The sequence below is a fragment of the Agromyces sp. NPDC058104 genome, from assembly GCF_042884835.1.
Classification (GTDB): Bacteria; Actinomycetota; Actinomycetes; order Actinomycetales; family Microbacteriaceae; genus Agromyces.
This window is the reverse complement of sequence record NZ_JBHVTD010000002.1, coordinates 1,136,818-1,160,055: the sequence shown is the minus strand read 5'-3', so window position 1 is coordinate 1,160,055 and position 23,238 is coordinate 1,136,818. Positions and strand designations below refer to the sequence as shown.

Sequence of the window (23,238 nt, the reverse complement as noted above, 5' to 3'; positions counted from 1 at the left end):
CACCGGTTAAGAATTGCCGATCTTTCGATATTCTTAACGCATGAAGGCAGGCTCCCCCGACCTCGCGACCCTCGGCCACCGCATCCGCCACTTCCGCGGCGAGCGCGGCCTCACCCTCGACCAGCTCGGCGAGGCCGTCGGCATGGCCGGCAGCCAGCTCTCGCTGATCGAGAACGGCAAGCGCGAGCCGAAGCTCTCGACCCTCGACGCCCTCGCCGCAGCGCTCGACGTGGAGCTGGCCGCGCTGCTCTCGCGCGAGGCGCCGAGCCGGCGCGCCGCGCTCGAGCTCGAGCTCGGCAGGGCCCAGTCCGGGCACCTCTACGCGAGCCTCGGCCTGCCGCCGATCAAGGCCTCGCGCGGCGTCACCGACGAGACGCTCGAGGCGATCGTGGGCCTGCACCGCGAGCTGCAGCGCCGGGCGACCGAGGCGATCGCCACGCCGGAGGAGGCGCGGCGCGCGAACACCGAGCTGCGCGAGCGCATGCGCGAGCGCGCGAACTTCCTCCCCGAGATCGAGGCGCTCGCCGAGGAGCAGGTGCGCGCCTCCGGTCACCGCTCGGGCGCGCTGACGCACCGCGAGGTGAGCGTCATGGCCGAGCGGCTCGGCTTCCAGCTCATCTACGTCGACGACCTCCCCGACTCGACGCGCTCGATCAGCGACCTCGCCAACGGCCGCATCTACCTGCCGCCGGCGTCGATCCCCGGCGGGCACGGCCTGCGCTCGATGGCGCTCCAGGCGATGGCGCACCGCCTGCTCGGGCACACGCCCCCGGCCAGTTACACCGAGTTCCTCTGGCAGCGGCTCGAGATCAACTACTTCGCCGCGGCCTGCCTCATGCCGCAGGACGCCTCGGTCGCGTTCCTCCAGGAGGCCAAGAAGGAGAAGCGGCTCGCGATCGAGGACTTCCGCGACGCGTTCGGGGTCACCCACGAGGCCGCGGCGCTGCGGTTCACGAACCTCGCGACCTCGCACCTCGACATGACGCTGCACTTCCTGCGGGTCGCGGGCGACGGAGCGCTGCTCAAGGGCTACGAGAACGACGGCCTTCCGCTGCCGACCGACGTCACGGGCTCGATCGAGGGCCAGTGGGTGTGCAAGAAGTGGAGCGCCCGCACGGCCTTCGCGCACACCAACCGCACGACCGAGAACTACCAGTACACCGACACCCCCGCGGGCACCTTCTGGTGCGCCACGCAGACCGGGCGCACGGATGCCGCGGAGTTCTCGATCACCGTCGGCGTGCCCTTCGCCCAGGCGAAGTGGTTCCGCGGTCGCGAGACCACCCTCCGGGCGGTGTCGACCTGTCCCGACGAGTCGTGCTGCCGCAGCGCGCCCTCCGAGCTCGCCGAGCGCTGGGCGGGCCGGGCCTGGCCGAGCGCCCGCCTGCACGCGCACGTGCTCTCGCCCCTGCCGTCGGGCACGTTCCCCGGGGTCGACGACGCCTCGGTGTACGAGTTCCTCGAGGCGCACGCCGAGCAGTAGGCGCACGCCGAGCAGTAGGCGCCGCTCGCCTCCGGCCCGCCGGCCGTCCGCCGTTCCACCTTGACGCCCGCCGCCACTCCGCTCCGCGAGTCGCAGGACGATCCCGACGCCACGCCGGAGACTGCGCGCTCGGTGGGGCGTCGCTCCGACGACTCGTCAACGTCGACGGAGCCTGCGCGGCGGGTCGCAGGATCATCCCGGCAACACGCCGGAGGCGACGCGCCCGATCGGCGGCTGGTCCTGCGACCCGTCGCCGGCGACGCCCGGGCGACGGGCGGCGGATGCCACGGGGCCGGCGAACGCTGCACCCGCAGCCCGCGGCATCCAACCCAATGAAGTCTCTCTTGCATTAGTGTGTAACACACAGTATCGTGTGGAACATGAACACCGATGAGACGACCGCCGGGCACCTGCAAGAGCTGCGCCGCGGCACCGTCGTGCTCGCGTGCCTGATCCGGCTGCGCACGCCCGACTACGGCTACGCGCTGCTCGAGTCGCTGAACGGCCTCGGCATCCTCGTCGACGCCAACACCCTCTACCCGTTGCTGCGCCGGCTCGAGAAGCAGGGCCTCCTCACGAGCGAGTGGAACACCGACGAGGCCCGGCCGCGCAAGTTCTACCGCACCAGCCCCACCGGCGAGCAGCTCGCCGACGCCCTCATGACCGACTGGCGACGCATCGACGATGCCCTCGCCGGCCTCACCGACGGAGACGAATGATGACCGAGCTCACCGACCGCTACCTGTTCGCGGCCACGCGCACCCTGCCCGCCGCGCAGCGCGAGGAGCTCTCGCGCGACCTCGCCGAGCGCGTCGCCGACACGATCGACGCACGCATCGCGTCGGGAGCGTCGACGCCCGAGACCGCCGAGCACGATGCCCTCGTCGAGCTCGGCAACCCCTCGGTCCTCGCGGCGAGCTACAGCGACCGCCCGCTCGTGCTGATCGGGCCGCGCTACTTCCTCGTCTGGCGGCGCCTCCTGGTCTTCCTCGAGTCCTTCGTGCCCGCGACGGTCGCCGCCGCGGCCGCGCTCGGCCTCGTGATCTCGGGCGGCGGCTGGGAGGTGATCGGCGCGGCGATCGGCATCGGCCTCAGCGTGGCCGTGCACCTCGCGTTCTGGCTGACCCTTGTCTTCGCCCTGATCGAACGCTACGAGCCCGCCGCCGCGGGGGCTGCCGACGACGTGCTCGGGTGGACGCCCGACCAGCTGCCGCAACTGCCCGAGGTGCGCCGCCCGCACCGGCGCAGCGACCTCGTCGCCAGCCTCGTGTGGCTCGCGATCGCCGCCGTGTTCCTCGTGTGGCAGCAGTTCGGCATCGTCTGGATCGGCGGCGAGCGCTCCGCGGTGCCGCTGCTCGCGCCCGAGCTGTGGTCGTTCTGGCTTCCCTACCTCCTCGTGCTCATCGCGCTCGAGGCGGCCTTCGCCGCGTGGATCTACCGCGCCGACTGGAACTGGGCCAATGCGATCGTCAACGTCGTCCTGAACGCGGCGTTCGCGATCCCGGTCATCTGGCTCTTCGTCGAGGGCATGCTCCTCAGCCCCGAGTTCCTCGCGCTGGTCGACCCGCACCTCGACGCCGACGCCGAGCGGGTGCTGTCGGTGCTCTTCATCGGCGGCGTCGCCGCGATCTGCACCTGGGACGCGATCGACGGCATCGTCAAGGCGGCGCGGGGCGGCGGGCGCGGCACGCTCGACTTCCCGGGCAACCGCAGCCCCCGCGTGACGCAGGGCTAGAGACCGGGCGACGCGCGGATGCCCCGGGGCCGGCGATCCTCCGATCGCCGGCCCCGGGGCATCCGGTCGTGGTCGCTGCGCGACCTCCCTACTTCGGCCCCATGCGGATCGCGCCGTCGAGGCGGATCGTCTCGCCGTTGAGCATCGGGTTGGCGACGATCGCGCGCACGAGCGCCGCGTACTCGGCGGGCGAACCGAAGCGCGACGGGTGCGGGATCTGGGCTGCGAGCGAGTCCTGCACCTCCTGCGCCATCGACGCCATCATCGGCGTCTCGAAGATGCCGGGGGCGATCGTGACGACGCGGATGAGCAGCTTCGACAGGTCGCGTGCGAGCGGCAGGGTCATGGCCGCGACCCCGCCCTTCGACGCCGAGTAGGCGGCCTGCCCGATCTGCCCGTCGAAGGCGGCGACCGAGGCCGTGTTGACGATGACGCCCCGCTCGGGCGTCTCGGGGCCGCCCGGCACCTGCCCCGTCGCGGGCTCCGTCGCGGCCATCGCGGCGGCGGCGAGGCGGGAGACGTTGAAGGTGCCGATGAGGTTCACGCGGATCGTGCGCTCGAACACGTCGAGCGGCGCGGGGCCCTCGCGCCCGACGGTGCGGTTGCCGGTCGCGATGCCCGCGCAGTTCACGGCGACGCGGAGCGGCCCGAGCGCCGAGGCGGCCTCGACTGCCGCCTGCACCTCGGCCTCGTTCGCGACGTCGGCGGCGACGAAGCGAGCACGATCGCCGAGCTCCGCCGCGGCCTCGTCGCCGCGGGGGCCCGGGAGGTCGACGAGCACGACGGAGGCGCCGCCCTCGATGAGTGCGCGCGCGGTGGCGCGGCCGAGCCCCGAGGCGCCGCCCGTGACGAGCGCCGATGCTCCGTTGAGTTCCATGTGTACTCCTTCGTTGAGGTGGACGTGCTCGACCGGCTGGTGCGCCGGGGTCGGGTCGGTCAGATGCGCTCGATGACCGTGGCGTTGGCCATGCCGCCGCCCTCGCACATCGTCTGCAGTCCGTAGCGGCCGCCGGTCGCCTCGAGCTGGTTCACGAGCGTCGTGAGGAGGCGCGTGCCGCTCGAGCCCAGCGCATGCCCGAGCGCGATCGCCCCGCCGCGCGGGTTGAGCTTCGCGGCATCCGCACCGGTTTCGCGCAGCCACGCGAGCGGAACCGACGCGAACGCCTCGTTGACCTCGTACGCGTCGATGTCGTCGTGCGTGAGGCCGGCGCGATCGAGCACCTTCGCGGTCGCCGGGATGACGCCCGTCAGCATGTAGAGCGGGTCGCTGCCGACGACGGAGAACGCGCGGAAGCGCGCCCGCGGGGTGAGCCCCAGCTGCGCCGCGCGCTCGGCGCTCATGATGAGCGCGGCGGACGCCCCGTCGGTGAGCGGCGAGGAGTTGCCGGGCGTGATGCGCCAGTCGAGCTCGGGGAATCGGGCCGCGAGCGCGTCGGTGCGGAACGCCGGGTTGAGCCCCGCGAGCGAGGCGACCGAGGTGCCGGGGCGCACCGTCTCGTCGGCGAGCGCGTCGACGCCCGGAACCGGCACGAGCTCGCTCGCGAAGGCGCCCGACTCGTGCGCGACGGCCGCGAGCTCGTGCGAACGGGCGGCGAAGGCGTCGAGCTCCTCGCGCGCGAAGCCCCACTTCGCCGCGATCAGCTCGGCCGAGACGCCCTGGTTCACGAGCCCCTCGGGGTAGCGGGTGCGGATGCGCGAGCCGTACGGGTCGGCGCCCGCCGCGCTCGAGCCGAGCGGCACCCGGCTCATCGACTCGACGCCGCAGGCGATCACGATGTCGGCCTGGCCCGCGAGCACCGCCTGCGCCGCGAAGGTCGCGGCCTGCTGGCTCGAGCCGCACTGCCGGTCGATCGTCGTGCCCGGCACGTGCTCGGGGAAACCCGCCGCCAGCACGGCGTTGCGGGTGATGTTGTAGCTCTGCTCGCCGATCTGGCTGACGCAGCCGCCGATCACGTCGTCGATCAGGGCGGGGTCGAGGTCGTTGCGGTTGACGAGCGCGTCGAGCACGCCCGCGAGGAGGTCGACGGGGTGGACGGCGGAGAGGAGCCCGCCGGGCTTGCCGCGCCCCACGGGCGTGCGGATGACGTCGACGATGACGGCTTCAGTGCTCATGGCTCCAGCCTACGGCCAGCCAAGCGCTCGCTTGGTACGCGAACGACGGATGCCCCGTGCGCAGGCGTGCGCACGGGGCATCCGTCGGGCTCTGCTGCTCGAGGACCTCAGCCGACCGGCTCGGGCTCGCGGGCGAGCACGACGGGCTGGCGCTCGGGGAGCACGACGGGGTGGCTGCCCGCCATCGCCTCGATGACGCGCACGACCTGGCACGAGTAGCCGTACTCGTTGTCGTACCAGACGTAGAGCACGGCGTCGGTGCCGTCGGCGATGGTCGCGAGGCCGTCGACGATGCCGGCGCGGTTCGAGCCGACGAAGTCGGTCGAGACCACCTCGGGCGACTCGATGTAGTCGATCTGCTGGCGCAGCGGCGAGGTGAGCGAGGTCTGGCGGAGGAACTTGTTCAGCTCGGCCTTCGTCGCCGGGCGCTCGAACTGCAGGTTCAGGATCGCGAGCGACACGTCGGGGGTGGGCACGCGGATCGCCGAACCGGTGAGCTTGCCCTCGAGCGCGGGCAGCGCCTTCGACACGGCCTTCGCGGCGCCCGTCTCGGCGATGACCATGTTGAGCACGGCCGAGCGGCCACGGCGGTCGCCCTTGTGGAAGTTGTCGATGAGGTTCTGGTCGTTCGTGAACGAGTGCACCGTCTCGACGTGCCCGCGCACGACGCCGTAGGCGTCGTCGACGGCCTTCAGCACCGGGGTGATGGCGTTGGTCGTGCAGGACGCGGCCGAGAGGATGCGGTCGGCGTCGGTGATGTCGTCGGTGTTGATGCCGTGCACGATGTTCTTGATCGCGCCCTTGCCGGGCGCGGTGAGCAGCACCCGCGCGACGCCCTTCGACTGCAGGTGCTGGCTGAGCCCGGCCTCGTCGCGCCAACGGCCCGTGTTGTCGACGACGATCGCATTGTCGATGCCGTAGGCCGTGTAGTCGATCGCAGCCGGGTCGTCGGAGTAGATCACCTGGATCAGCGTGCCGTTCGCGAGGATCGTGTTCGCCTCCTCGTCGACCTCGATGGTGCCGGCGAAGGGACCGTGCACCGAGTCGCGGCGCAGCAGGCTCGCGCGCTTGACGAGGTCGTTCTCGGCGCCCTTGCGCACGACGACGGCGCGCAGGCGCAGGCCCTGGCCGCCGCCCGTGTGGGCGATGAGGATGCGGGCGAGCAGGCGCCCGATGCGGCCGAAGCCGTAGAGGACCACATCGGTGCCCTCGGCCTCGGGTGCGCCGGCCTCGGCGATGACGGGGGCGAGCTCGTCGCGAACGAAGTCGACGAGCTCGCGGGCCTCGCCCTCGCCGACGGCTTCGTTGTAGCGCGAGACGAGGCGCGCGACGTCGACCGAGGCGGGGCCCGGGGCGATCTCGCGCAGCACCTCGAGCACGCGCATGGTGTCGACGAGGTCGAGCTCGACGTCGCCGGCCTGGCGGGCGAAGCGGTGCGCCTTCAGCAGCTCGACCGCCGAGCGGTTGATGAGCCGCCGCCCGTGGATCGACGTCACCACCCCGTGGTCTCGGTACAGGCCGCCGATCAGCGGAATCATCCGCTCGGCGAGCTCTTCCTTGGCGATCCATTCGGCACGGCGGGCGTCGAACTCGTGGCTCACGTTCTTCCTTCTCGGTCGAGCGGACGTGGGCGTCGTCGACCAGGGTCGTGCGACCGCGTCTGCCGGTGGGCAGCGCTGGCCGCATTCTTTCCGGGGATGTCTCGATCATACCTAGACATTCGTGAGCGAGTGTTGTACGTGACGTCGAACACACGCCCCGCGGCGCGACGGCGCGGCGACGGCGGCGGCGACCTGCGGCCTCCGTAGACTCGTCGAACGTGGATCGCCTCATGCCCGGCGTGATCGCCGTCCTCGTCGGCGCCGTCGCCCTCACCGTCGTGTTCGTGCCGCTCGTCGCGCTCAGCTATCGCCGGCGCGGCGGCTTCTCGGTCGCGCGGATGCTCGGCTGGATCGCCCTCCTCTTCTACGTGATGGGGCTCTGGGCGTACACGCTGCTCCCCCTGCCCGACGGTGCGTACGACTGCGTCGGCGTCGAGCTCGACCCCTTCGCGGTCGTGACCGACATCGCGCGGCTCCAGGCCGAGGAGGGCGGGTCGCTGCTGCGCAACGCCGCCTTCCAGCAGCTGGTCCTGAACATCGTGCTGTTCGTGCCGCTCGGCTTCTTCGTGCGCGCGCTGTTCGATCGCGGCATCCTCGTCGCGACGGCCGCGGGCGCCCTCGTCTCGCTCGCGATCGAGTTCACGCAGCTCACCGGCGTCTGGGGCGTGTTCCCGTGCGCCTACCGCCTGTTCGACACGGGCGATCTCGTGGCGAACACGATCGGCGCGGTGCTCGGCTCGCTCGCGGCGCTCGCGCTCGTCCGCCGCGGCCGGGTCTCCGACGGCCGGCAGGATGCCGCGAGCGACGCGGTCTCGGCCGGGCGCCGGCTGCTGGCGATGACCGCCGACCTCGTCGTGCTCGGCGTGGGCTCGGTGGTGCTCTCGGTGCTCGCGAACGCCGCCGTCCTGCTGCTCGCCGGGCGGGAGGCCGTGCTCGAGGTCGCGGACCCCGTGTCGCTCGCCGCGACGCTGCTCGTGATCGCCGCGCAGGCGGTCTCCGTCCTGGCCGGCGGGGTCACCCTCGGCGAGCGCGCCGTGCTGATCGGCGCCGTCGAGCGCCGCAGGCCCCGCCTGCTCTGGCGGCTCGTGCGGTTCGCCGTCGGCATCGGCGGCTACGGGCTGCTGCAGCTCGTGCCCGAGCCGTGGAACCTGCTCGCGAGCGCACTCGCGGTGGCGAGCCTCGTCGTCGCGTTCACGAGCCGCGGCAACCGCGGCCTCGGACAGGCCGCGGCGGGCATGGACGCGATCGCGTGCGCTCCCGGTCAAGGGGCCCGCACGCCTGGACAACGCCGGGCGCCCGCCCGCTCCTAGCGTGGATGGTCACGACTCGACGTGGAGGAGCCATGACCATCGACACCCAGACCCCCGTCCTCGAGGAGGCGCACGCCGCGCTCCTCGCGGAGATCACCACCGAGGGCGGCGAGCGCCGCGAGATCCTCGACCCCGCGACCGGAGCCGTGGTCGGCCACGCGCCCGTGCACACGGTCGACGACCTCGACCGCGCGGTCGCCGCGGCGAAGGCCGCGCAGCCGGCGTGGGCCGCACTCGGCCACGAGCGCCGCAGCGAGCTGCTGATGCTCGCGGCCGACGCGATCGACGCGAACGCCGAGGCCCTCGCCCACCTGCTCTCGCGCGAGCAGGGCAAGCCGCTGAACGGCCCGAACGCGCGCTTCGAGGTCGGCGGGGCGTCGGGCTGGATGCGGGCCGCCGCCGCGACGCCGCTCGAGGCCGAGGTCGTCTTCGACGACGGCGAGACCCACGCCGAGCTCCACTACCGCCCCATCGGCGTCGTGGGGGCGATCGGCCCGTGGAACTGGCCGCAGATGATCACCGTGTGGCAGATCGCGCCGGCGCTGCGCATGGGCAACACCGTGGTGGTGAAGCCCTCGGAGTACACCCCCCTCAGCGTGCTCGCGCTCGTGCACGTGATCAACAGCGTCCTGCCCGAGGGCGTGCTGCACCTCGTCAGCGGCGGCCGCGAGGTCGGTGCCGCGCTCTCGGCGCACCCCGAGATCGGGAAGGTCATGTTCACCGGCTCGACCGCGACCGGCAAGGCGATCATCCGCAGCTCGGCCGACACGGTCAAGCGCCTCACCCTCGAGCTCGGCGGCAACGATGCGGGCATCGTCCTGCCCGACGTCGACCCGAAGGCGATCGCGGAGGGGCTGTTCTGGGGCGCGTTCATCAACACCGGGCAGACGTGCGCCGCGCTGAAGCGCCTCTACGTGCACGACGACGTCTACGACGAGGTCGTCGCCGCCCTCGCCGAGGTCGCCGGCGGCATGCCGATGGGCGTCGGCGTCGACGAGCGGAACGTGCTCGGGCCGCTGCAGAACCGGCAGCAGTTCGACATCGTCGACCGGCTCGTCGAGTCGGCGAAGGCGTCGGGGGCGCGCGTCGTGCTCGGCGGCGAGCCCGACCGCGAGCAGCCCGGGTACTTCTACCCGACGACGCTGATCGCCGACATCGACAACGACCACCCGCTCGTGGCGGAGGAGCAGTTCGGCCCGGCGCTCCCGATCATCCGGTACCGCGACCTCGACGACGCGATCGAGATGGCGAACGGGGTCGACGTCGGCCTCGGCGCCTCCGTCTGGTCGTCCGACCGCGACGCCGCCCGCGCGGTCGCCGCACGCATCCAGTCGGGCACCGTCTGGATCAACGCCCACGGCGTGGTGCACCCGATGGTGCCGTTCGGCGGTGCCAAGCAGTCGGGCTACGGACTCGAGTTCGGCGTCGAGGGCCTCAAGGCGCTCGCCGTGCCGCAGGTCGTCAACGGCTGAGGCGCGGACGCGACGGCGATGGCCGGGTGGGAGGATTCCCGCCCGGCCATCGCCGTGTCGGCTCCGATCGCGCCGTATCGTGGAGCGAACGCACCGCCGTCACCCTGGAGGGCTCCATGCCGAAGATCGTCGACCACGACGAACGTCGTCTCGCGATCGTGCACGCGACCTGGCGCCTGATCGCCGCGAAGGGGTTCCGAGCGACGACCATGCGCGAGATCGCGAAGGAGTCGGGCGTCGCGAACGGCGGCCTGTTCCCCTACTTCCGCAACAAGGAGGAGCTGCTCGGGGCGACGTTCGAGCACGTCTTCGAGGCGACGAACGAGCGCTTCGCGGCCGTGCGCGCCGACCTCGCGGGCCTGCCCGCCCTGCGAGCGCTCATGCTGCAGATCTTCCCGATCGACGACGAGCGCCTCCTCGAGGCCCGCATCGTGATCCCGTTCTGGGAGTACGCCGCGAACGAGCCCGAGCTGCTCGAGCTCCACGAGCGCACCATGCAGCGCTGGCGCGACGAGATCACGGGCCATCTCGAGACGGCGAAGCGGCTCGGCGAGATCCGCCCCGACGTCGAGGTCGACCTCGTCACCGACCTCTTCATGGCCCTGCTCGACGGCGTGCAGGTGGTCGCCGTCGTCTCGCCGCACACCTCGTCGCCCGAGCGGCTCACGAACATGCTCGAGGGCTACCTGGCGCTGCTGCGCTGACCGCCGCACGCGACGGCGACGGGCGGCCCGACGTCGCCCCGCGACATCCGACCGCCCGTTGCGCGGACGCGACGCTCAGTGCGCGTGCCCCGAGCAGCTGCATGCCCCTGCGGCGCAGCCGCAGGCGTCGCCGCCGTGCGCATCGCCGCCGTGCGCGGCGTGCGCACCGGCATCCGTGTGGCAGGCCATGCCCATCGATGCCGACGAGGGCACGTTCAGCGCGGGGTTGCGGTCGAAGAAGCCGTACGGCTTCAGGGTGAACTTGGCGTAGTCGACGGGCATGACCGGCCAGTCCTCCACGCGCGGGAATTGCGTGGGGCCGAAGGTGTGCCAGAGCACGATGTCCTCGCCGTCGATCGAGCGGTCGGCCGCGGTGTAGCGCGGCAGGCCGTCGCCGCCGGGGTTCTGGTTCACGAGGTCGCCGGCGGGGTACCGCTCGTCCTGCGCGTAGCGGGTGACCCAGAGGTGGTTGCGCGTGAAGCCGGCGCGCTTGGCGATGACCGACTCGGGGTCGGCCATGAGGGTCGGCAGGCCCTGCGCGAGCAGTTCGTACGCGACCGGCCGGCCGAGCCGGTTCTGCTTCTCGGTGTTGACGATGTGCCAGGCCCGGCCGACGGCGAGGTCGGCGTCGCGCACGCCCTCCGACTCGGTGCGCAGTCGCGTGGTCCGCTTGGTGAAGGCGTTGCCGTACTCGTTGCCCTCGCCCATCGGCAGGCGCACCGCGTCGACCTCGTCGACCGCGTTCGCGACGCCGTCGACCATCATGTCGAGTCGTGCGCTGAACAGGTGCTGGTGGTAGGGGGCGCCGAGGCCGGGCGCGACCTCGCTCGCGTGGTCGCCCGCCTCGGGGTCGTACGCCGAGGTGAAGAGCACGCCCGTGAGCTTCGCCTCGCACTCGATCGTGCCGTCGAGGTAGAGGTACCAGTAGAAGCCGTAGTCGTAGTTGCCGACCGTCGTGAAGAAGCTGATCACGAGGCGGCGCTGGCGGCGCACCTCGTTCGAGCCGGTGTAGATGTCGGTGTACTTCCAGAGGGTGCCGTAGTCCTCCTCGTGCATGCAGATCGCGTTCGGGATGACCCGGGGATTGCCGAGCTCGTCGGCGAGCGTGGCGTCGACGTAGTGGATCTCGCCCAGGCAGTCGCAGCCCAGCACGAGCGAGTTCGCGTAGCGGCCGAACACGTACTCGCCGGTGTCGAAGTAGTTCTGCCAGAACCGCGCGGGCGACGGGTCGCCGTACGGCACGACCATCTCGGCGATCGAGGCGCGGTAGACGATGTCGCGCTCGGCGCCGCCCTGGTCGGCGTCGACGAAGCGGATGCGACGCAGCACGAGCCCCTCGCGGGCGTCGAAGGCGAGCGAGAAGCGCCAGTTCGCCCACGAGACCTCGTCGCCGTCGACGGTGAAGCTCGGGCCCTCGGGCTGGGTGATCGAGATGGGCTTCAGCGTGTCGAGCGGCGCGCCCTGCACCTCGGGGTCGTCGAAGTTGCCGCCCTCGGCCGGGATGTCGTAGACCTTGTGGTCGACGAGCTCGAACATGCGGCCCTCGACCATGTCGACGTACGCGCACAGCCCGTCGACGGGGTGCGCCCAGCAGTGGTCCTCCTCGTACTGCCGCATGAAGGCGAGCACGCGGATGACGCGGCGCCCGCGTTCGCTCTCGAATCCGTACTGGCCCGCCGAGAGCGGGGCGAGCGCGACCTGCTCGTGCGTGATCCCGCGCTTGGCGAGCGCGGCATGCCAGTCGTCCTCGCGTCCGAGCAGGTCGTAGATCGCCTCGAACTCGACGTCGAGGATCGGCACCTGGCCGTTCGCCCCGTCGATCTCGTGCACGGACACGACCTCGCGGGCGGTCAACGAGACGCGCGCGTCGTGCGAGGCGCCGGTGGCCTGGTCGAGCAGCAGCGCCCGGATGACCCGGGGCAGTTCGAGCCCCGAGAGCACCGCCGCCTTCGCGGGCTCGTCGACGCCGACGTACACGAAGCGGGTGGACTCGCGCGCGAGCCCGGCGGCGGCGAGGATCTCGCGGGTCGCGACGATCTCGTCGGCCGCGAGGCCGCGCAGCGGGTCGTCGCGGCGCTCGGGCGCCAGGGTGTCGGTGGGTGACGGGCTCGCGTGGTGCGAGTGCTGGGCAGACGTCGTCGTCATGCTGGAACCTCGTTTTCTCTACGAATGTTGAGATACATTAGCCTGCATCCGCGAGACAGGGAAGTCCCGAGATGAACGAATTCGCCCACGGCGCGATGATCGTCGGCGCGCTCGCCGGCGCGGGATGCGCCGCGTCGGTCCGGCGCGCCGCCCCCGAGCTCGCGGCCTCCGTCGTCATGGTCGTCGCGATGTGCGACATGGCGTTCACCCGGCTCGTGCCGCCGCTCGCCTGGACGATCGCCCTCGTCGGCATCGGGGTCGTGCTGGGGGCGCGCCTGCGCGCCGGACGGGGCGCGAACGGCGCGCGGATCCCGGCATCGGGGCACCCGCGCCCGCTGCACCGCGCGCTCGCCTTCATCGTCGGGGGCTGGGCCTTCGCCGTGCCGGCGGCCACCGGGGCCGCGCCCCACGCGCACGGCGGCGGCGCCTTCGTCGCGGCCGCCCTCGCGATGACCGTGTTCGGCGGATGGCTCGTGGTGCGAGAGCTCCGCACCGACGGCCGCCGGCGCCTCCGCCACGCCGCCGAGGCGGCGAGCACGTCGCTCATGCTCGCCGCCATGGCCGCACCGGGGGTGGTCGCGACGCTCGCCTGAGCGGGCGAACGCCGCGGCCGACCGCATCCCGCCTCAGATCCCGCGGTGCGGCTCCGAGCCGTGCACGGCGGCCTCGGCCTCGTCGACGCCGTGCCCGATGCGCCCGTAGAGCTCGGGGTCGCGGCGGCGCAGCGCGAACGCCCACACGACGCCGAGGACGCCGGGGACGATGAGCAGCGCCGGGAGGACGAACGTGGCCGGCGTGGTCTCGGCCTGGCCGAGCAGCACGTCGAAGTTCGCGACGATCAGCACGAAGACCGCGAACAGCACGACGGCGGCGATCGCGGGCGCCACCATGGCGGCCCAGGTGCTCACGCCCCGGCGGTCGCGGCGGAAGAAGCCGATGACCGAGATCGCGACGACGCCCATGAGCAGCACGAGTCCCATCGCGCCCGTGTTCGTGAGCCACGTGAACATCGTGAGCACCGGGTAGAGGAACTCGGTGGGCGCGAAGTCGTTCTTCAACCCCAGGCTCTCCCCCGCGATGACGAATCCGAGGGTCACCACGACCGCGATGACGCTCTGCGCGAGCGACCCCGCCCACGGCGCACGGGAGACCGCACGGACCGAGCCGAGCCCGCGGTGCAGCACGCCCTCGCGACCGAGCGAGTAGAGGTAGCGGGCGACGGCGTTGTGGAAGGACTGCAGGGCCGCGAACAGGCTCGTCAGGAAGAGCACCTGCATGATGTCGCTGATGATGACGGGGGCGTGCTCGCCCATGAAGACGAACATCAGGTCGGGCCCGAAGGTCGCCGACGCCTCGACGATCTGCGAGGGACCGACGCCCACCGTGAACGCCCACGCGCTGAACGCGTAGAACACGCCGATGATCGCGACGGCGGCGTAGGTCGCCCGGGCGACCGTCCGCTTCGGGTTCTTCGCCTCCTCGCCGTAGATGGCGGCCGACTCGAAGCCCATGAAGGCCGCGATGCAGAACGAGAGCACGGCGCCGATGCCGGGCACGAAGAGGCTCGACGGCTCGAGCGCGGCGGTGCTCACGCCCTCGGGCGCCACGGCGAGCGCGACGAGGTCGAACACGAGCACCGCGGCGAACTCGAGGGCGACGAGCGTGCCGAGCACCTTCGCCGACAGGTCGACGCGGTTCACGCCGAGCACGCCGACGACGACGATGCAGACGAAGATCCAGAGCCACCACGGCGTGGCGATGCCGAGCTTGGCCTCGAGGAACATCGAGAGCTGGAATCCGAACAGTCCGTAGATGCCGATCTGCATCGCGTTGTAGGCGACGAGCGCGACGAGCGAGGCGCCGACGCCGAACGGCCGGCCGAGGCCCTGCGCGATGTAGGCGTAGAACGCCCCGGCGTTCGTGACGAACCGGCTCATGGCCGCGTACCCGACCGCGAAGACGGCGAGCGCGACGGCGAGCAGGATGAACGCGAGCGGCACGCCGATGACCCCCGTCACGGCGAAGGTGCTGGTGACGCCGCCGGCGACGACGGTGAGCGGCGCGGAGGCCGCGATGATCATGAGCGTGATGGAGGGCACGCCGAGGCGGCGCCGGCCGAGTTCGGCGCCGGTCGTCGCCGGCGGCGTTGTCGACGTTGAGGTCATGGCAGAGGTCCTTCGTCCGGGTGCGCGAGACCCCGGCGGCCTCGCACGATGCCCGCCATCATCGTCGCTCCCCCGCGCACCGGGTTGACCCTGCGTGAACGGCGCTTGCCGACCGCTGCACGTCCCCTCTGTCGCTGTTGCCACTACGCGCGTAGAATAACCGCACCCCCGTGCCGGACGACGACGTCCGGAGAAAGACAGAGGTGACGCCGTGGAGCACTCGCTCGGCACTCCCCCCGCCGCAGGCCCGCCCGCACCGCCGCTCGACTACGCGCAGTTCGCCGCCCTCGTGTCCCGGTCGTTCGTGCCGCTGCGCGTGCAGCCCGAGCAGCCCGACGCCTTCCGCGGCGACATCCGCACCGCGTCGTCCGACGAGGTGCACCTCTCGGTCGTGACCGCCGACGCGCACGAGATCCGGCGCACGCCCGAGCTCGTGGCCCGCAAGGAGGCACGGTTCTTCAAGCTCGGACTGCAGCTCTCGGGCAGCGGTCTGCTCATCCAGGACGGGCGCGAGGCAGTGGTGCGCCCGGGCGACCTCGCGATCTACGACACGAACACCCCGTACTCGCTCGTGTTCGAGGAGCGCTTCACGACCGCCGTGCTGATGGTGCCGCACCGCCTGATCGAGCTCCCCACCGAGGCGGTGCGCGGCATGACCGCGACCACCCTCCCGGGCGACGAGGGGCTCGCGCACATGGTGTCGGGCTTCCTCGGCGGCCTCGCCGGCCAGCTCGACCAGCTCGACGGGCCGGTCGGCGCCCGGCTCGCGCGCAACGCCGTCGACCTCGTGACGACGATGTACGCCCAGCAGCTCGACGTCGCGCGCGACGCCGACAAGCCGCACCGGCCCATGCTGCGCCGCGCCCAGGCCTACATCGACGAGCACCTCGGCTCGCCCGAGCTCAACCCCACGACCATCGCCGCCGCGCACTTCATCTCCACGCGGCACCTGCACGCGGTCTTCCACGAGGAGGGGCTGACGGTCTCGAGCTGGATCCGCGCGCGTCGCCTCGATCGCTGCCGTCGCGAGCTGGTCGACCCGCTGTCGGCGCACCGGCCGGTCGCGCAGATCGCGGCCCGATGGGGGTTCCGCGACGCCGCGCACTTCAGCCGGGCGTTCCGTGCCGAGTTCGGCGAGGCGCCGACGGGGGTGCGGGCGCGGGCGATCGCCGCCTGAGCAGCGACCGCGAGCCCGCGTCAGCCGGCCTGCGGCTCCACGCGGCAGCCGACGGCGACGTCGTCGACGTACGAGATCTCCTTGGCGGCGATGCGCTCGGGGATGCCGTCGAACGCCGCCGCGCGCTCGGGCGACACGACGTAGGCCGCCTCGACGCGCTCGAACTCGGCCCGGTCGCCCGGCACGCTGACCGCCCACACGAACTCGTTCGCCGCGGGCACGCCATAGGCGAACTCCACCTCGAAGCCGGTCGCACGCCGCACCTCGGGCATCCGCTCCTCGAACCACGAGACGAACGCCTCGTACTCGCCCGGGACGATCTGGTAGCGGCGCAGCTGCACGGTCTTCATGCGTCCATCATGCCGTGCCCGGGGCGGGGGGAACGTTCACCCGCTGGTCGCACCCGGGTCATCCGGCCGCCCTACCGTCGCACGCGGCGACCGTCGCCGACGATGAGGAGACCAGACATGCCCGACCGACTTCCCCTGAGCCGCCGCGCCGTGATCACCGCCGGGGCGCTCGGCGCCGTCGGCGCCGCCCTGCCCGCGGGCGCCGCGAACGCCGCGCCAGCGACCCCGCGCCGTTCACCGGCCGGCAGCCCGCGCGCGAACGGCCCGAAGCTGCGCTTCCACGGCGACGGCACGTTCAAGGTGGTGCAGTTCAACGACACCCAGGACGACGAGCGCACCGACAAGCGCACCGTCGAGCTCATCGAGAAGACCCTCGACCAGGAGCAGCCCGACTTCGTGCTCATCAACGGCGACGTGATCACGGGCGGCTGCGAGACCCGGCTCGCCGTGAAGCAGGCCATCAACAACGTCGTCTGGCCGATGGAGAGCCGGAAGATCCCGTGGGCGGTCACCTACGGCAACCACGACGAGGACTCGCTGCCGCAGTCGGGGGTCGACGAGGCGGGCATGCTCGACTTCTACCGCTCGTACGACTACAACATGAACGCGTCGAACATCGCGGGCGTCACCGGCACGGGCAACACGATCGTCCCCGTCGCCGCCTCAGCGCCGAACGGGCGCGAGGCGTTCGCGCTGTGGCTGCTCGACTCGGGCCGCTACGCGCCCGGCACGATCAACGGGCAGAACTTCGCCGGCTACCCCACCTGGGACTGGCTGCGCATGGACCAGGTCGCCTGGTACCGCGAGGAGTCGATGGGCCTCGAGCAGCGCCTCGGCCGCAAGCTCCCCGGACTCATGTTCATCCACATCGCGCTCTGGGAGCACCGCTTCATGTGGTGGGGCGGCGTCGACACCCGCACCGCGGCCGACGCCGCGCGCGGCAAGGCCCGCCACGCGATCGTCGGCGAGCGCAACGAGGACGAGTGCCCGGGCCCCATCAACTCGGGCATGTACAACGCGATCCTCGAGCGCGGCGACGTCAAGGGCGTCTTCGTCGGCCACGACCACGTGAACGACTACGTGGGCGACTACTACGGCGTGCTGCTCGGCTACGCGCCCGGCACGGGCTTCGGCGTGTACGGCCTGCCCGGCGCCGCCCGCAACCGCATGCGCGGCGGCCGCGTGTTCGAGCTCACCGAGTCGGGCGACGACGTGACGATCGCGACGCGCGTGGTCTACGCCCGCGACCTCGGCATCGACCTCACCGCGAACGACCAGCCGATGGAGCCGACGCCGCTGCCGAAGAAGCTCGAGCAGCTCTGAGGCGGAGGGCGGGGTTCCGTCATCCGACGCGAAGGGACCCCGCCCTCGTCGTATACTCGACCTCGTCCAGGCGTCCGGCGATCATCGATCGGCGCGGCGCCGGTGCTCGAAAAATGGGCACGAAGCGGGCCCCTGCCGCGAGACACATACGGAATCCCTCATCCGTCACCCCGTCTCGAAAGGCTTCGCCATGCCCGCACCCTCGAACACCACCGTCGCCGCCCACGTGGCGCGCACCCTCGCCGCCCACGTCGACCACGTCTTCGGCGTGATGGGCAACGGCAACGCCTACTTCCTCGACGCGCTCGAGCGCGAGACGGATGCCGCGTTCACGGCCGTGCGGCACGAGGCCGGCGGCGTCGTGGCCGCCGACGCCCACTATCGCGCGTCGAAGCGCCTCGCCGCCGCCACCTCGACCTACGGCGCCGGGTTCACGAACACCCTCACCTCGCTCGCCGAGGCCGCGCAGGCCCGCGTGCCGCTCGTGCTCGTCGTCGGCGACGAGCCGACCTCGGGCCGCCGCCCGTGGGACGTCGACCAGATCGCGCTCGCCTCGGCCGTCGGCGCGCGCACCTACACGGTCGGGCGCACGGATGCCCCGGCCACGACGGTCATCGCGATCGAGCACGCGCTGAGCTACCGCGTGCCCGTCGTGCTCGCGCTGCCGTACGACGTCGCCGCGACCGAGGCGGGGCCCTTCGTCGAGGCGCCCGCCCCGCGGCATCCGGACCCGCTCACCCCGGCGGGCGAGTTCGCGACCGGCGTGATCGGCGAGCTCGCCGACGCGCTCGCGGGCGCGGAGCGACCGTTCCTGCTCGCCGGCCGCGGTGCGTGGCTCGCCGACGCGGGCGAGGCGCTCGGCGAGCTCGCCGACGCGACCGGGGCGATCACGGCGTCGACGGCGCTCGGCCGCGGGGTGTTCCCCGACGCGAGGTACGACCTCGGCGTGACCGGCGGCTTCGGCGCCGAGGGCGCGATGGAGCTCGTGCGCGAGGCTGACGTCGCCGTCGTCTTCGGCGCCTCGCTCAACCAGTTCACGATGCGCTTCGGCGAGCTCTTCGCGCCGGGCACCCGGGTCTTCCAGGTCGACGTCGCCCCGTCGGCGACGCACCCGCACGTCGGCGGCTACCTCCGCGCCGACGCCGGGGTCGTCGCGCGCGTGCTCGTCGACGAGCTCAGGATGACCGGGGCGAGCCCCTCGGGCTGGCGCGAGCGCGTCGACGTGGCGGCGCTCCGCGCCTACCCGACCCCCGAGCGCGCCGACGGGCTCGCCGACGACGGCCGCCTCGACCCGCGCGCCGTCGCGCTGCGCGTCGCCGAACTGCTGCCCGAGGACCGCGTCGTCGTCTCGGACGGCGGCCACTTCATCGGCTGGGCGAACATGTACTGGCCCGTCGCCTCGCCCGACCGCATGATGATGGTCGGCACGGCGTTCCAGTCGATCGGCCAGGGCTTCCCGAGCGTCGCCGGGGCGGCGGCGGCGAAGCCCGAGGCGACCATCGTGCTGACGAGCGGCGACGGCGGCGGCCTCATGGCCCTCGCCGACCTCGAGACCGCGGTGCGCACGGCCGGCGGCCGCGGCGTCGCCGTGATCTGGAACGACGCGGCGTACGGCGCCGAGGTGAACCTCTACGGACTCAAGGGACTCGCGGAGGCGCCGATGCTCATCCCCGAGGCCGACTTCGCCGCGGCCGCAGCCGCCTTCGGCGCCGAGGGCGTCGTCGTGCGGGAGCTCGCCGACCTCGACGCACTCGCGGCGTGGGCGGCCCGGCCCGTCGCCGAACGCCGGTTCCTCCTCCTCGACTGCCGCATCTCGGGCACGGTGGTCGCGCCGTACCAGGAGGAGATCATCCGGGTGAACTCGCGCTGAGCGACGCCTCGATCCGCGAGCACGACTCGCGACGCGGCCCGGTGCGTCATCTGCGCCGGACCGCTCGCCGTTCTCCCAGCGAACGACTGAGAAGATACCCCCGGGGTATCCAAACCACCCCGGAATGCGAGCAACCATGTGCCGAGCGGTGACCTGTCGGACGTGCGGGAAGACGACGTGGGCCGGCTGCGGCCAGCACGTCGACCAGGTGATGCGCGGGGTCCCGCGGTCCGCGCGATGCGCCGGCCACCAGGACGAGCCGAAGCCGGCCGGCCTGCTGGCGCGCCTCTTCGGCCGCTGAGCCGGACTCCGGGCGTTCCGCGGGCTCGGCGCGGCCCCGCCCTCGCCCCGACACGCCGACGGCGCCCCGCCCTCCCGGGCGGGGCGCCGTCGGCGCGGTCGTCGGCTCAGCGCAGGCCGTACACCGCCCCGCGCGCCTGCTCGGCCTCGTGGTCGGGCCCGAGCGGGATGCCGGTGCGGTCGCGCAGCAGCAGCGTCGCGATGAAGGCCACGACCATCACGCCGGCGATGTAGAACGCGACGGAGGTCGCGGTGCCCGTCTGCTGCACGAGCCACGTGGCGATCATCGGCGCGAACGCACCGCCCAGGATCGCACCGATCGCGTAGGTGATCGAGACGCCGGAGTACCGGATCGAGGCCGGGAAGAGCTCGGCGAAGTACGCCGCCTGCTGCCCGTAGGTGAAGCCGTTGCCGATCGCGAAGAGCGAGACGCCGAGGAACAGCAGCCAGGGGTTGCCGGTGCTCACGAGCGGGAACAGCAGGAAGACGGTGGCGAGGAACGCGATCCACCCGATGATGTAGGTGTTGCGACGGCCGATCCGGTCGGAGACGATGCCCGCCGCGAAGGTGCAGACGAGCCAGACGATCGAGGCGCCGGCGACGGCGAGCAGCACGGGCGTGCGCTCCATTCCGACGAGGCCCCCGTCGGCGAGCGGCGTCGTCGCGTAGTTCTGCAGGTAGCCGCCGGTGGTCATGTAGCCCGCGGCGTTGTTGCCCGCGAAGGTGAGCGCGGCGAGCAGCACGAGCAGCCAGTGCTTGCGGAAGAGGGTGAGGATCGGGGTCTTGGCCTCCTCCTTCTTCGCGGCGATCTCGAGGAAGACCGGGCTCTCGTCGACGGCGCGGCGCACGACGATGCCGACGACGATCAGCACGAAGCTGAGGAGGAAGGGCACGCGCCAGCCCCACTCGAGGAAGGCGTCGCCGGGCGAGATCACGCCGGTCATGAGCGCGAGGACGCCCGACGCGAGCAGCAGGCCGATGGGCACGCCGATCTGCGGGAAGGCGCCGTAGCGGCCGCGCTCCCCGTCGGGCGCGTGCTCGACGGCCATGAGCACGGCGCCGCCCCACTCGCCGCCGGTCGAGAGACCCTGGATGATGCGGAGGAGCACGAGCAGGAGCGGGGCCGCCATGCCGATCTGCTCGTAGGTCGGCAGCACGCCGATGAGGGTCGTCGCGGCACCCATGAGGATCAGCGTGACGACGAGCATCGCCTTGCGCCCGATCTTGTCGCCGAAGTGCCCCGCGAGGAACGCGCCGAGCGGACGGAAGAGGAAGCTGACGCCGACGGTGGCGAACGAGAGGATCGTCGCGAACTCGGCGCCGGCGGGCGCGAAGAAGAGCGCCCCGAACACGAGGCCGGCCGCGCTCGCGTACAGGAAGAAGTCGTACCACTCGATGGTGGTGCCGATCACGGTGGCGAAGGCGACGCGCTTGAGCTCGCGGCGCTTCGCGGCATCGACGGGCGATGCGGCGGGCAGGGTTTGTGCGGTCATGCGGCGACTCCTCTGTCGAGTCCGCGGTCAGGGGATGCGCCCGAGCCGGTTGCTCCGCCCCGAACACGCCTCGAATCATATACGATTTCAGATACCGTGCAAGCGGCGTCCCCGTCCCGACCGGGCGCGGTGACTACGATCTCCAGTGGACCCTCGATGAAGTGGAGCGCCTGTGCTTGACCAGCCCGTGATCGACGCGATCGCCGACGAACTCGTCGCCGCCGACCGCGACCGCACGACCGTGCCCCTGCTCACCGCGCGCCACCCCGGCATGAGCGTCGACGACGCCTACGCCGTGCAGCGCGTCTGGGCCGACCGCCGCATCGCCGACGGCGCCCGCCTCGTCGGGCGCAAGATCGGCCTCACCTCGAAGGTGATGCAGGTGGCCACCGGCATCACCGAGCCCGACTACGGGGTCATCCTCGACGACATGGTGATCGAGTCGGGCTCGTCGGTCGAGTTCGACCGCTTCTCGAACGTGCGCATCGAGGTCGAACTCGCCTTCGTGCTCGCGACGCCCCTGCAGGGACCGAACACCACGATCTTCGACGTGCTCGACGCGACCGCCTACGTGGTGCCCGCGCTCGAGATCCTGAACTCCCACATCGAGATGCAGGGGCGCACGATCGTCGACACCATCAGCGACAACGCCGCCATGGGCGCCATGGTGCTCGGCGGGCGGCCGGTGAAGGTCGACGAGGTCGACCTGCGCTGGGTCTCGGCGCTGCTCTCGCGCAACCAGACGATCGAGGAGTCGGGCGTCGCCGCGGCGGTGCTCGGCCACCCCGCCATGGGCGTCGCCTGGCTCGCCAACAAGCTCGCCCACCACGGGCAGTCGCTCGGCGCCGGCGAGATCATCCTCGCGGGCAGCTTCACCCGCCCCATGTGGGTCGAGCGCGGCGACACCGTGCACGCCGACTACGGACAGCTGGGAACCATCTCATGCCGATTCGAATGAACCTTCCCGAGACGCTCACCACGCGCATCGCGGCGGCCGACCGCCCGCAGGTCGGCATGTGGGTCTGCTCGGCGAGCCCGCTCGTCGCCGAGGTCGCGGCCGGCAGCGGCCTCGACTGGGTGCTGATCGACGCCGAGCACTCCCCCAACGACCTGCAGACGATCCTGCACCAGCTCTACGCGGTCTCGGCCTACCCCGTCGCGCCGGTCGTACGGCCGCCGATCGGCGACCCCGTCGTGATCAAGCAGTACCTCGACCTCGGGGTGCAGAACCTGCTGGTCCCGATGGTCGACTCCGCCGAGCAGGCACGTGCGCTCGTGCGGGCCGTCAGGTACCCGGGCACCGCCGCGCACGGCTCGGCCCCCGACGCCTCGGGCCATCGCCCCGGCCCGAGCGACGTCGGCGTGCGCGGCGTCGGTGCGTCGCTCGCCCGCTCCTCGCGGTGGAACCGCGTCGAGGGGTACCTCGCCGCCGCATCGTCCACGGTGAGCCTGATCGTGCAGATCGAGTCGGCGACGGCGGTCGCGAACGTCGAGGAGATCCTCGCCGTCGACGGCGTCGACGCGATCTTCGTCGGCCCGGCAGACCTCGCAGGCTCGATGGGGCTGCTCGGGCAGCCCTCGCACCCCGACGTCGTCGAGGCCGCGCTCACGGCGATCCGCGCCGCCCGCTCCGCCGGCAAGCCCGTCGGCGTGAACGCCTTCGTGCCGGCCGACGCCGACCGGTACCTCGAGGCGGGCGCGTCGTTCGTCGCGGTGGGTGCCGACGTCGCGATCCTCGCCCGCGCCTCCGAGGCGCTCGCCGAGCGCTTCATCGGGCGCGAGGGGCCGGATGCCACGGGCCCAGCCCGCACGAGTTACTGAGCCGCGAGGCATCCCGCCTCTGCACCGTTTCAGGAAGAAGGCCGCTGCTCAGGACGATTCCGGCGAAATCGTCCTGACGAGGCGACTTTCTCCTGGAACCCGCGTTGCGCGGTCACCCCTCTCCCGCAAGCGCCTCTTCACAGCGCCGAGCGGATCGTATATGATTTCTGATATCAA

The 23,238-nt window shown here is 72.1% G+C and carries 19 protein-coding genes; 12 read left to right on the top strand and 7 right to left on the bottom strand.

Annotation, left to right across the window (positions count from 1 at the left end; translation table 11 throughout):
* Positions 1-40 precede the first annotated feature (40 nt).
* From ACFVTH_RS13290 to ACFVTH_RS13280, 3 genes are all read left to right on the top strand, one after another.
* The gene (locus tag ACFVTH_RS13290) at positions 41-1,483 is read left to right on the top strand and encodes a helix-turn-helix domain-containing protein (protein ID WP_386937586.1); all 1,443 of its coding nucleotides are present in this window, start codon (positions 41-43) and stop codon (positions 1,481-1,483) included.
* Between the two features lie 380 nt (positions 1,484-1,863).
* A complete protein-coding gene (locus ACFVTH_RS13285) occupies positions 1,864-2,202 on the top strand; it encodes a PadR family transcriptional regulator (protein WP_387091598.1) in 339 nt (112 codons plus the stop codon).
* Complete coding sequence (locus ACFVTH_RS13280) at positions 2,202-3,218, top strand: permease prefix domain 1-containing protein (protein ID WP_387091595.1); 1,017 nt, start codon at positions 2,202-2,204, stop codon at positions 3,216-3,218. The genes ACFVTH_RS13285 and ACFVTH_RS13280 overlap by 1 nt, the downstream gene beginning before the upstream one ends.
* A gap of 88 nt (positions 3,219-3,306) precedes the next feature.
* On the opposite strand, the gene ACFVTH_RS13275 is transcribed toward ACFVTH_RS13280, so the two are convergent.
* From ACFVTH_RS13275 to ACFVTH_RS13265, 3 genes are all read right to left on the bottom strand, one after another.
* Complete coding sequence (locus tag ACFVTH_RS13275) at positions 3,307-4,095, bottom strand: SDR family NAD(P)-dependent oxidoreductase (RefSeq protein ID WP_387091592.1); 789 nt, start codon at positions 4,093-4,095, stop codon at positions 3,307-3,309.
* A gap of 59 nt (positions 4,096-4,154) precedes the next feature.
* The gene (locus tag ACFVTH_RS13270) at positions 4,155-5,330 is read right to left on the bottom strand and encodes a thiolase family protein (protein WP_387091589.1); all 1,176 of its coding nucleotides are present in this window, start codon (positions 5,328-5,330) and stop codon (positions 4,155-4,157) included.
* A 107-nt stretch (positions 5,331-5,437) separates the two neighbouring features.
* On the bottom strand, positions 5,438-6,868 hold the full coding sequence (locus tag ACFVTH_RS13265) for a glyceraldehyde-3-phosphate dehydrogenase (RefSeq protein ID WP_387091878.1): 1,431 nt from the start codon (positions 6,866-6,868) through the stop codon (positions 5,438-5,440).
* Between the two features lie 281 nt (positions 6,869-7,149).
* Between ACFVTH_RS13265 and ACFVTH_RS13260 the strand changes: the two genes are divergently transcribed.
* The 3 genes from ACFVTH_RS13260 (at position 7,150) to ACFVTH_RS13250 (ending at position 10,417) form a co-directional block, all read left to right on the top strand.
* A complete protein-coding gene (locus ACFVTH_RS13260) occupies positions 7,150-8,241 on the top strand; it encodes a VanZ family protein (protein ID WP_387091587.1) in 1,092 nt (363 codons plus the stop codon).
* 32 nt (positions 8,242-8,273) lie between these two features.
* The gene (locus ACFVTH_RS13255; protein WP_387091584.1) at positions 8,274-9,713 is read left to right on the top strand and encodes an aldehyde dehydrogenase family protein; all 1,440 of its coding nucleotides are present in this window, start codon (positions 8,274-8,276) and stop codon (positions 9,711-9,713) included.
* Positions 9,714-9,829: 116 nt separating this feature from the next.
* Positions 9,830-10,417, top strand: a complete 588-nt coding sequence (locus ACFVTH_RS13250; RefSeq protein WP_387091582.1) for a TetR/AcrR family transcriptional regulator — start codon at positions 9,830-9,832, stop codon at positions 10,415-10,417.
* A gap of 75 nt (positions 10,418-10,492) precedes the next feature.
* Here the strand turns inward: ACFVTH_RS13250 and ACFVTH_RS13245 are convergent, their stop codons facing one another.
* Entirely contained in the window at positions 10,493-12,562 is a 2,070-nt protein-coding gene (locus ACFVTH_RS13245; protein WP_387091580.1) for a primary-amine oxidase, read from the bottom strand.
* Between the two features lie 71 nt (positions 12,563-12,633).
* Between ACFVTH_RS13245 and ACFVTH_RS13240 the strand changes: the two genes are divergently transcribed.
* Entirely contained in the window at positions 12,634-13,155 is a 522-nt protein-coding gene (locus ACFVTH_RS13240; RefSeq protein WP_387091577.1) for a hypothetical protein, read from the top strand.
* Between the two features lie 33 nt (positions 13,156-13,188).
* On the opposite strand, the gene ACFVTH_RS13235 is transcribed toward ACFVTH_RS13240, so the two are convergent.
* Positions 13,189-14,727: an APC family permease gene (locus tag ACFVTH_RS13235; protein ID WP_387091575.1), complete on the bottom strand. Its 1,539-nt coding sequence runs from the start codon at positions 14,725-14,727 to the stop codon at positions 13,189-13,191.
* Between the two features lie 211 nt (positions 14,728-14,938).
* On the opposite strand from ACFVTH_RS13235, the gene ACFVTH_RS13230 reads away from it, so the two are divergent.
* Positions 14,939-15,904, top strand: a complete 966-nt coding sequence (locus tag ACFVTH_RS13230) for a helix-turn-helix domain-containing protein (RefSeq protein WP_387091572.1) — start codon at positions 14,939-14,941, stop codon at positions 15,902-15,904.
* Between the two features lie 20 nt (positions 15,905-15,924).
* On the opposite strand, the gene ACFVTH_RS13225 is transcribed toward ACFVTH_RS13230, so the two are convergent.
* Complete coding sequence (locus tag ACFVTH_RS13225) at positions 15,925-16,254, bottom strand: hypothetical protein (protein WP_387091569.1); 330 nt, start codon at positions 16,252-16,254, stop codon at positions 15,925-15,927.
* A 117-nt stretch (positions 16,255-16,371) separates the two neighbouring features.
* On the opposite strand from ACFVTH_RS13225, the gene ACFVTH_RS13220 reads away from it, so the two are divergent.
* Both ACFVTH_RS13220 and ACFVTH_RS13215 read left to right on the top strand, forming a co-directional pair.
* Entirely contained in the window at positions 16,372-17,577 is a 1,206-nt protein-coding gene (locus ACFVTH_RS13220; protein WP_387091567.1) for a metallophosphoesterase family protein, read from the top strand.
* Positions 17,578-17,767: 190 nt separating this feature from the next.
* Positions 17,768-19,447 (top strand): thiamine pyrophosphate-binding protein, encoded by a 1,680-nt coding sequence (locus ACFVTH_RS13215; protein WP_387091564.1) that lies wholly within the window; start codon positions 17,768-17,770, stop codon positions 19,445-19,447.
* 407 nt (positions 19,448-19,854) lie between these two features.
* Here the strand turns inward: ACFVTH_RS13215 and ACFVTH_RS13210 are convergent, their stop codons facing one another.
* A complete protein-coding gene (locus ACFVTH_RS13210; RefSeq protein ID WP_387091562.1) occupies positions 19,855-21,240 on the bottom strand; it encodes an MFS transporter in 1,386 nt (461 codons plus the stop codon).
* Positions 21,241-21,412: 172 nt separating this feature from the next.
* Here ACFVTH_RS13210 and hpaH point away from each other — a divergent pair, with 172 nt between their 5' ends.
* Positions 21,413-22,198 (top strand): 2-oxo-hept-4-ene-1,7-dioate hydratase, encoded by a 786-nt coding sequence (gene hpaH / locus ACFVTH_RS13205; RefSeq protein WP_387091559.1) that lies wholly within the window; start codon positions 21,413-21,415, stop codon positions 22,196-22,198.
* Entirely contained in the window at positions 22,183-23,061 is an 879-nt protein-coding gene (locus ACFVTH_RS13200) for an HpcH/HpaI aldolase/citrate lyase family protein (protein WP_387091556.1), read from the top strand. Before hpaH ends, ACFVTH_RS13200 begins: the two co-directional genes overlap by 16 nt.
* Positions 23,062-23,238: the final 177 nt, after the last annotated feature.

Coding starts and splice junctions, on each gene's coding strand:
- ACFVTH_RS13290 (WP_386937586.1), top strand. CDS start 41: ATGAAGGCAGGCTCCCCCGACCTCGCGACCCTCGGCCACCGCATCCGC.
- ACFVTH_RS13285 (WP_387091598.1), top strand. CDS start 1,864: ATGAACACCGATGAGACGACCGCCGGGCACCTGCAAGAGCTGCGCCGC.
- ACFVTH_RS13280 (WP_387091595.1), top strand. CDS start 2,202: ATGACCGAGCTCACCGACCGCTACCTGTTCGCGGCCACGCGCACCCTG.
- ACFVTH_RS13275 (WP_387091592.1), bottom strand. CDS start 4,095: ATGGAACTCAACGGAGCATCGGCGCTCGTCACGGGCGGCGCCTCGGGG.
- ACFVTH_RS13270 (WP_387091589.1), bottom strand. CDS start 5,330: ATGAGCACTGAAGCCGTCATCGTCGACGTCATCCGCACGCCCGTGGGG.
- ACFVTH_RS13265 (WP_387091878.1), bottom strand. CDS start 6,868: ATGATTCCGCTGATCGGCGGCCTGTACCGAGACCACGGGGTGGTGACG.
- ACFVTH_RS13255 (WP_387091584.1), top strand. CDS start 8,274: ATGACCATCGACACCCAGACCCCCGTCCTCGAGGAGGCGCACGCCGCG.
- ACFVTH_RS13250 (WP_387091582.1), top strand. CDS start 9,830: ATGCCGAAGATCGTCGACCACGACGAACGTCGTCTCGCGATCGTGCAC.
- ACFVTH_RS13245 (WP_387091580.1), bottom strand. CDS start 12,562: ATGACGACGACGTCTGCCCAGCACTCGCACCACGCGAGCCCGTCACCC.
- ACFVTH_RS13240 (WP_387091577.1), top strand. CDS start 12,634: ATGAACGAATTCGCCCACGGCGCGATGATCGTCGGCGCGCTCGCCGGC.
- ACFVTH_RS13235 (WP_387091575.1), bottom strand. CDS start 14,727: ATGACCTCAACGTCGACAACGCCGCCGGCGACGACCGGCGCCGAACTC.
- ACFVTH_RS13225 (WP_387091569.1), bottom strand. CDS start 16,254: ATGAAGACCGTGCAGCTGCGCCGCTACCAGATCGTCCCGGGCGAGTAC.
- ACFVTH_RS13220 (WP_387091567.1), top strand. CDS start 16,372: ATGCCCGACCGACTTCCCCTGAGCCGCCGCGCCGTGATCACCGCCGGG.
- ACFVTH_RS13215 (WP_387091564.1), top strand. CDS start 17,768: ATGCCCGCACCCTCGAACACCACCGTCGCCGCCCACGTGGCGCGCACC.
- ACFVTH_RS13210 (WP_387091562.1), bottom strand. CDS start 21,240: ATGACCGCACAAACCCTGCCCGCCGCATCGCCCGTCGATGCCGCGAAG.
- ACFVTH_RS13200 (WP_387091556.1), top strand. CDS start 22,183: ATGCCGATTCGAATGAACCTTCCCGAGACGCTCACCACGCGCATCGCG.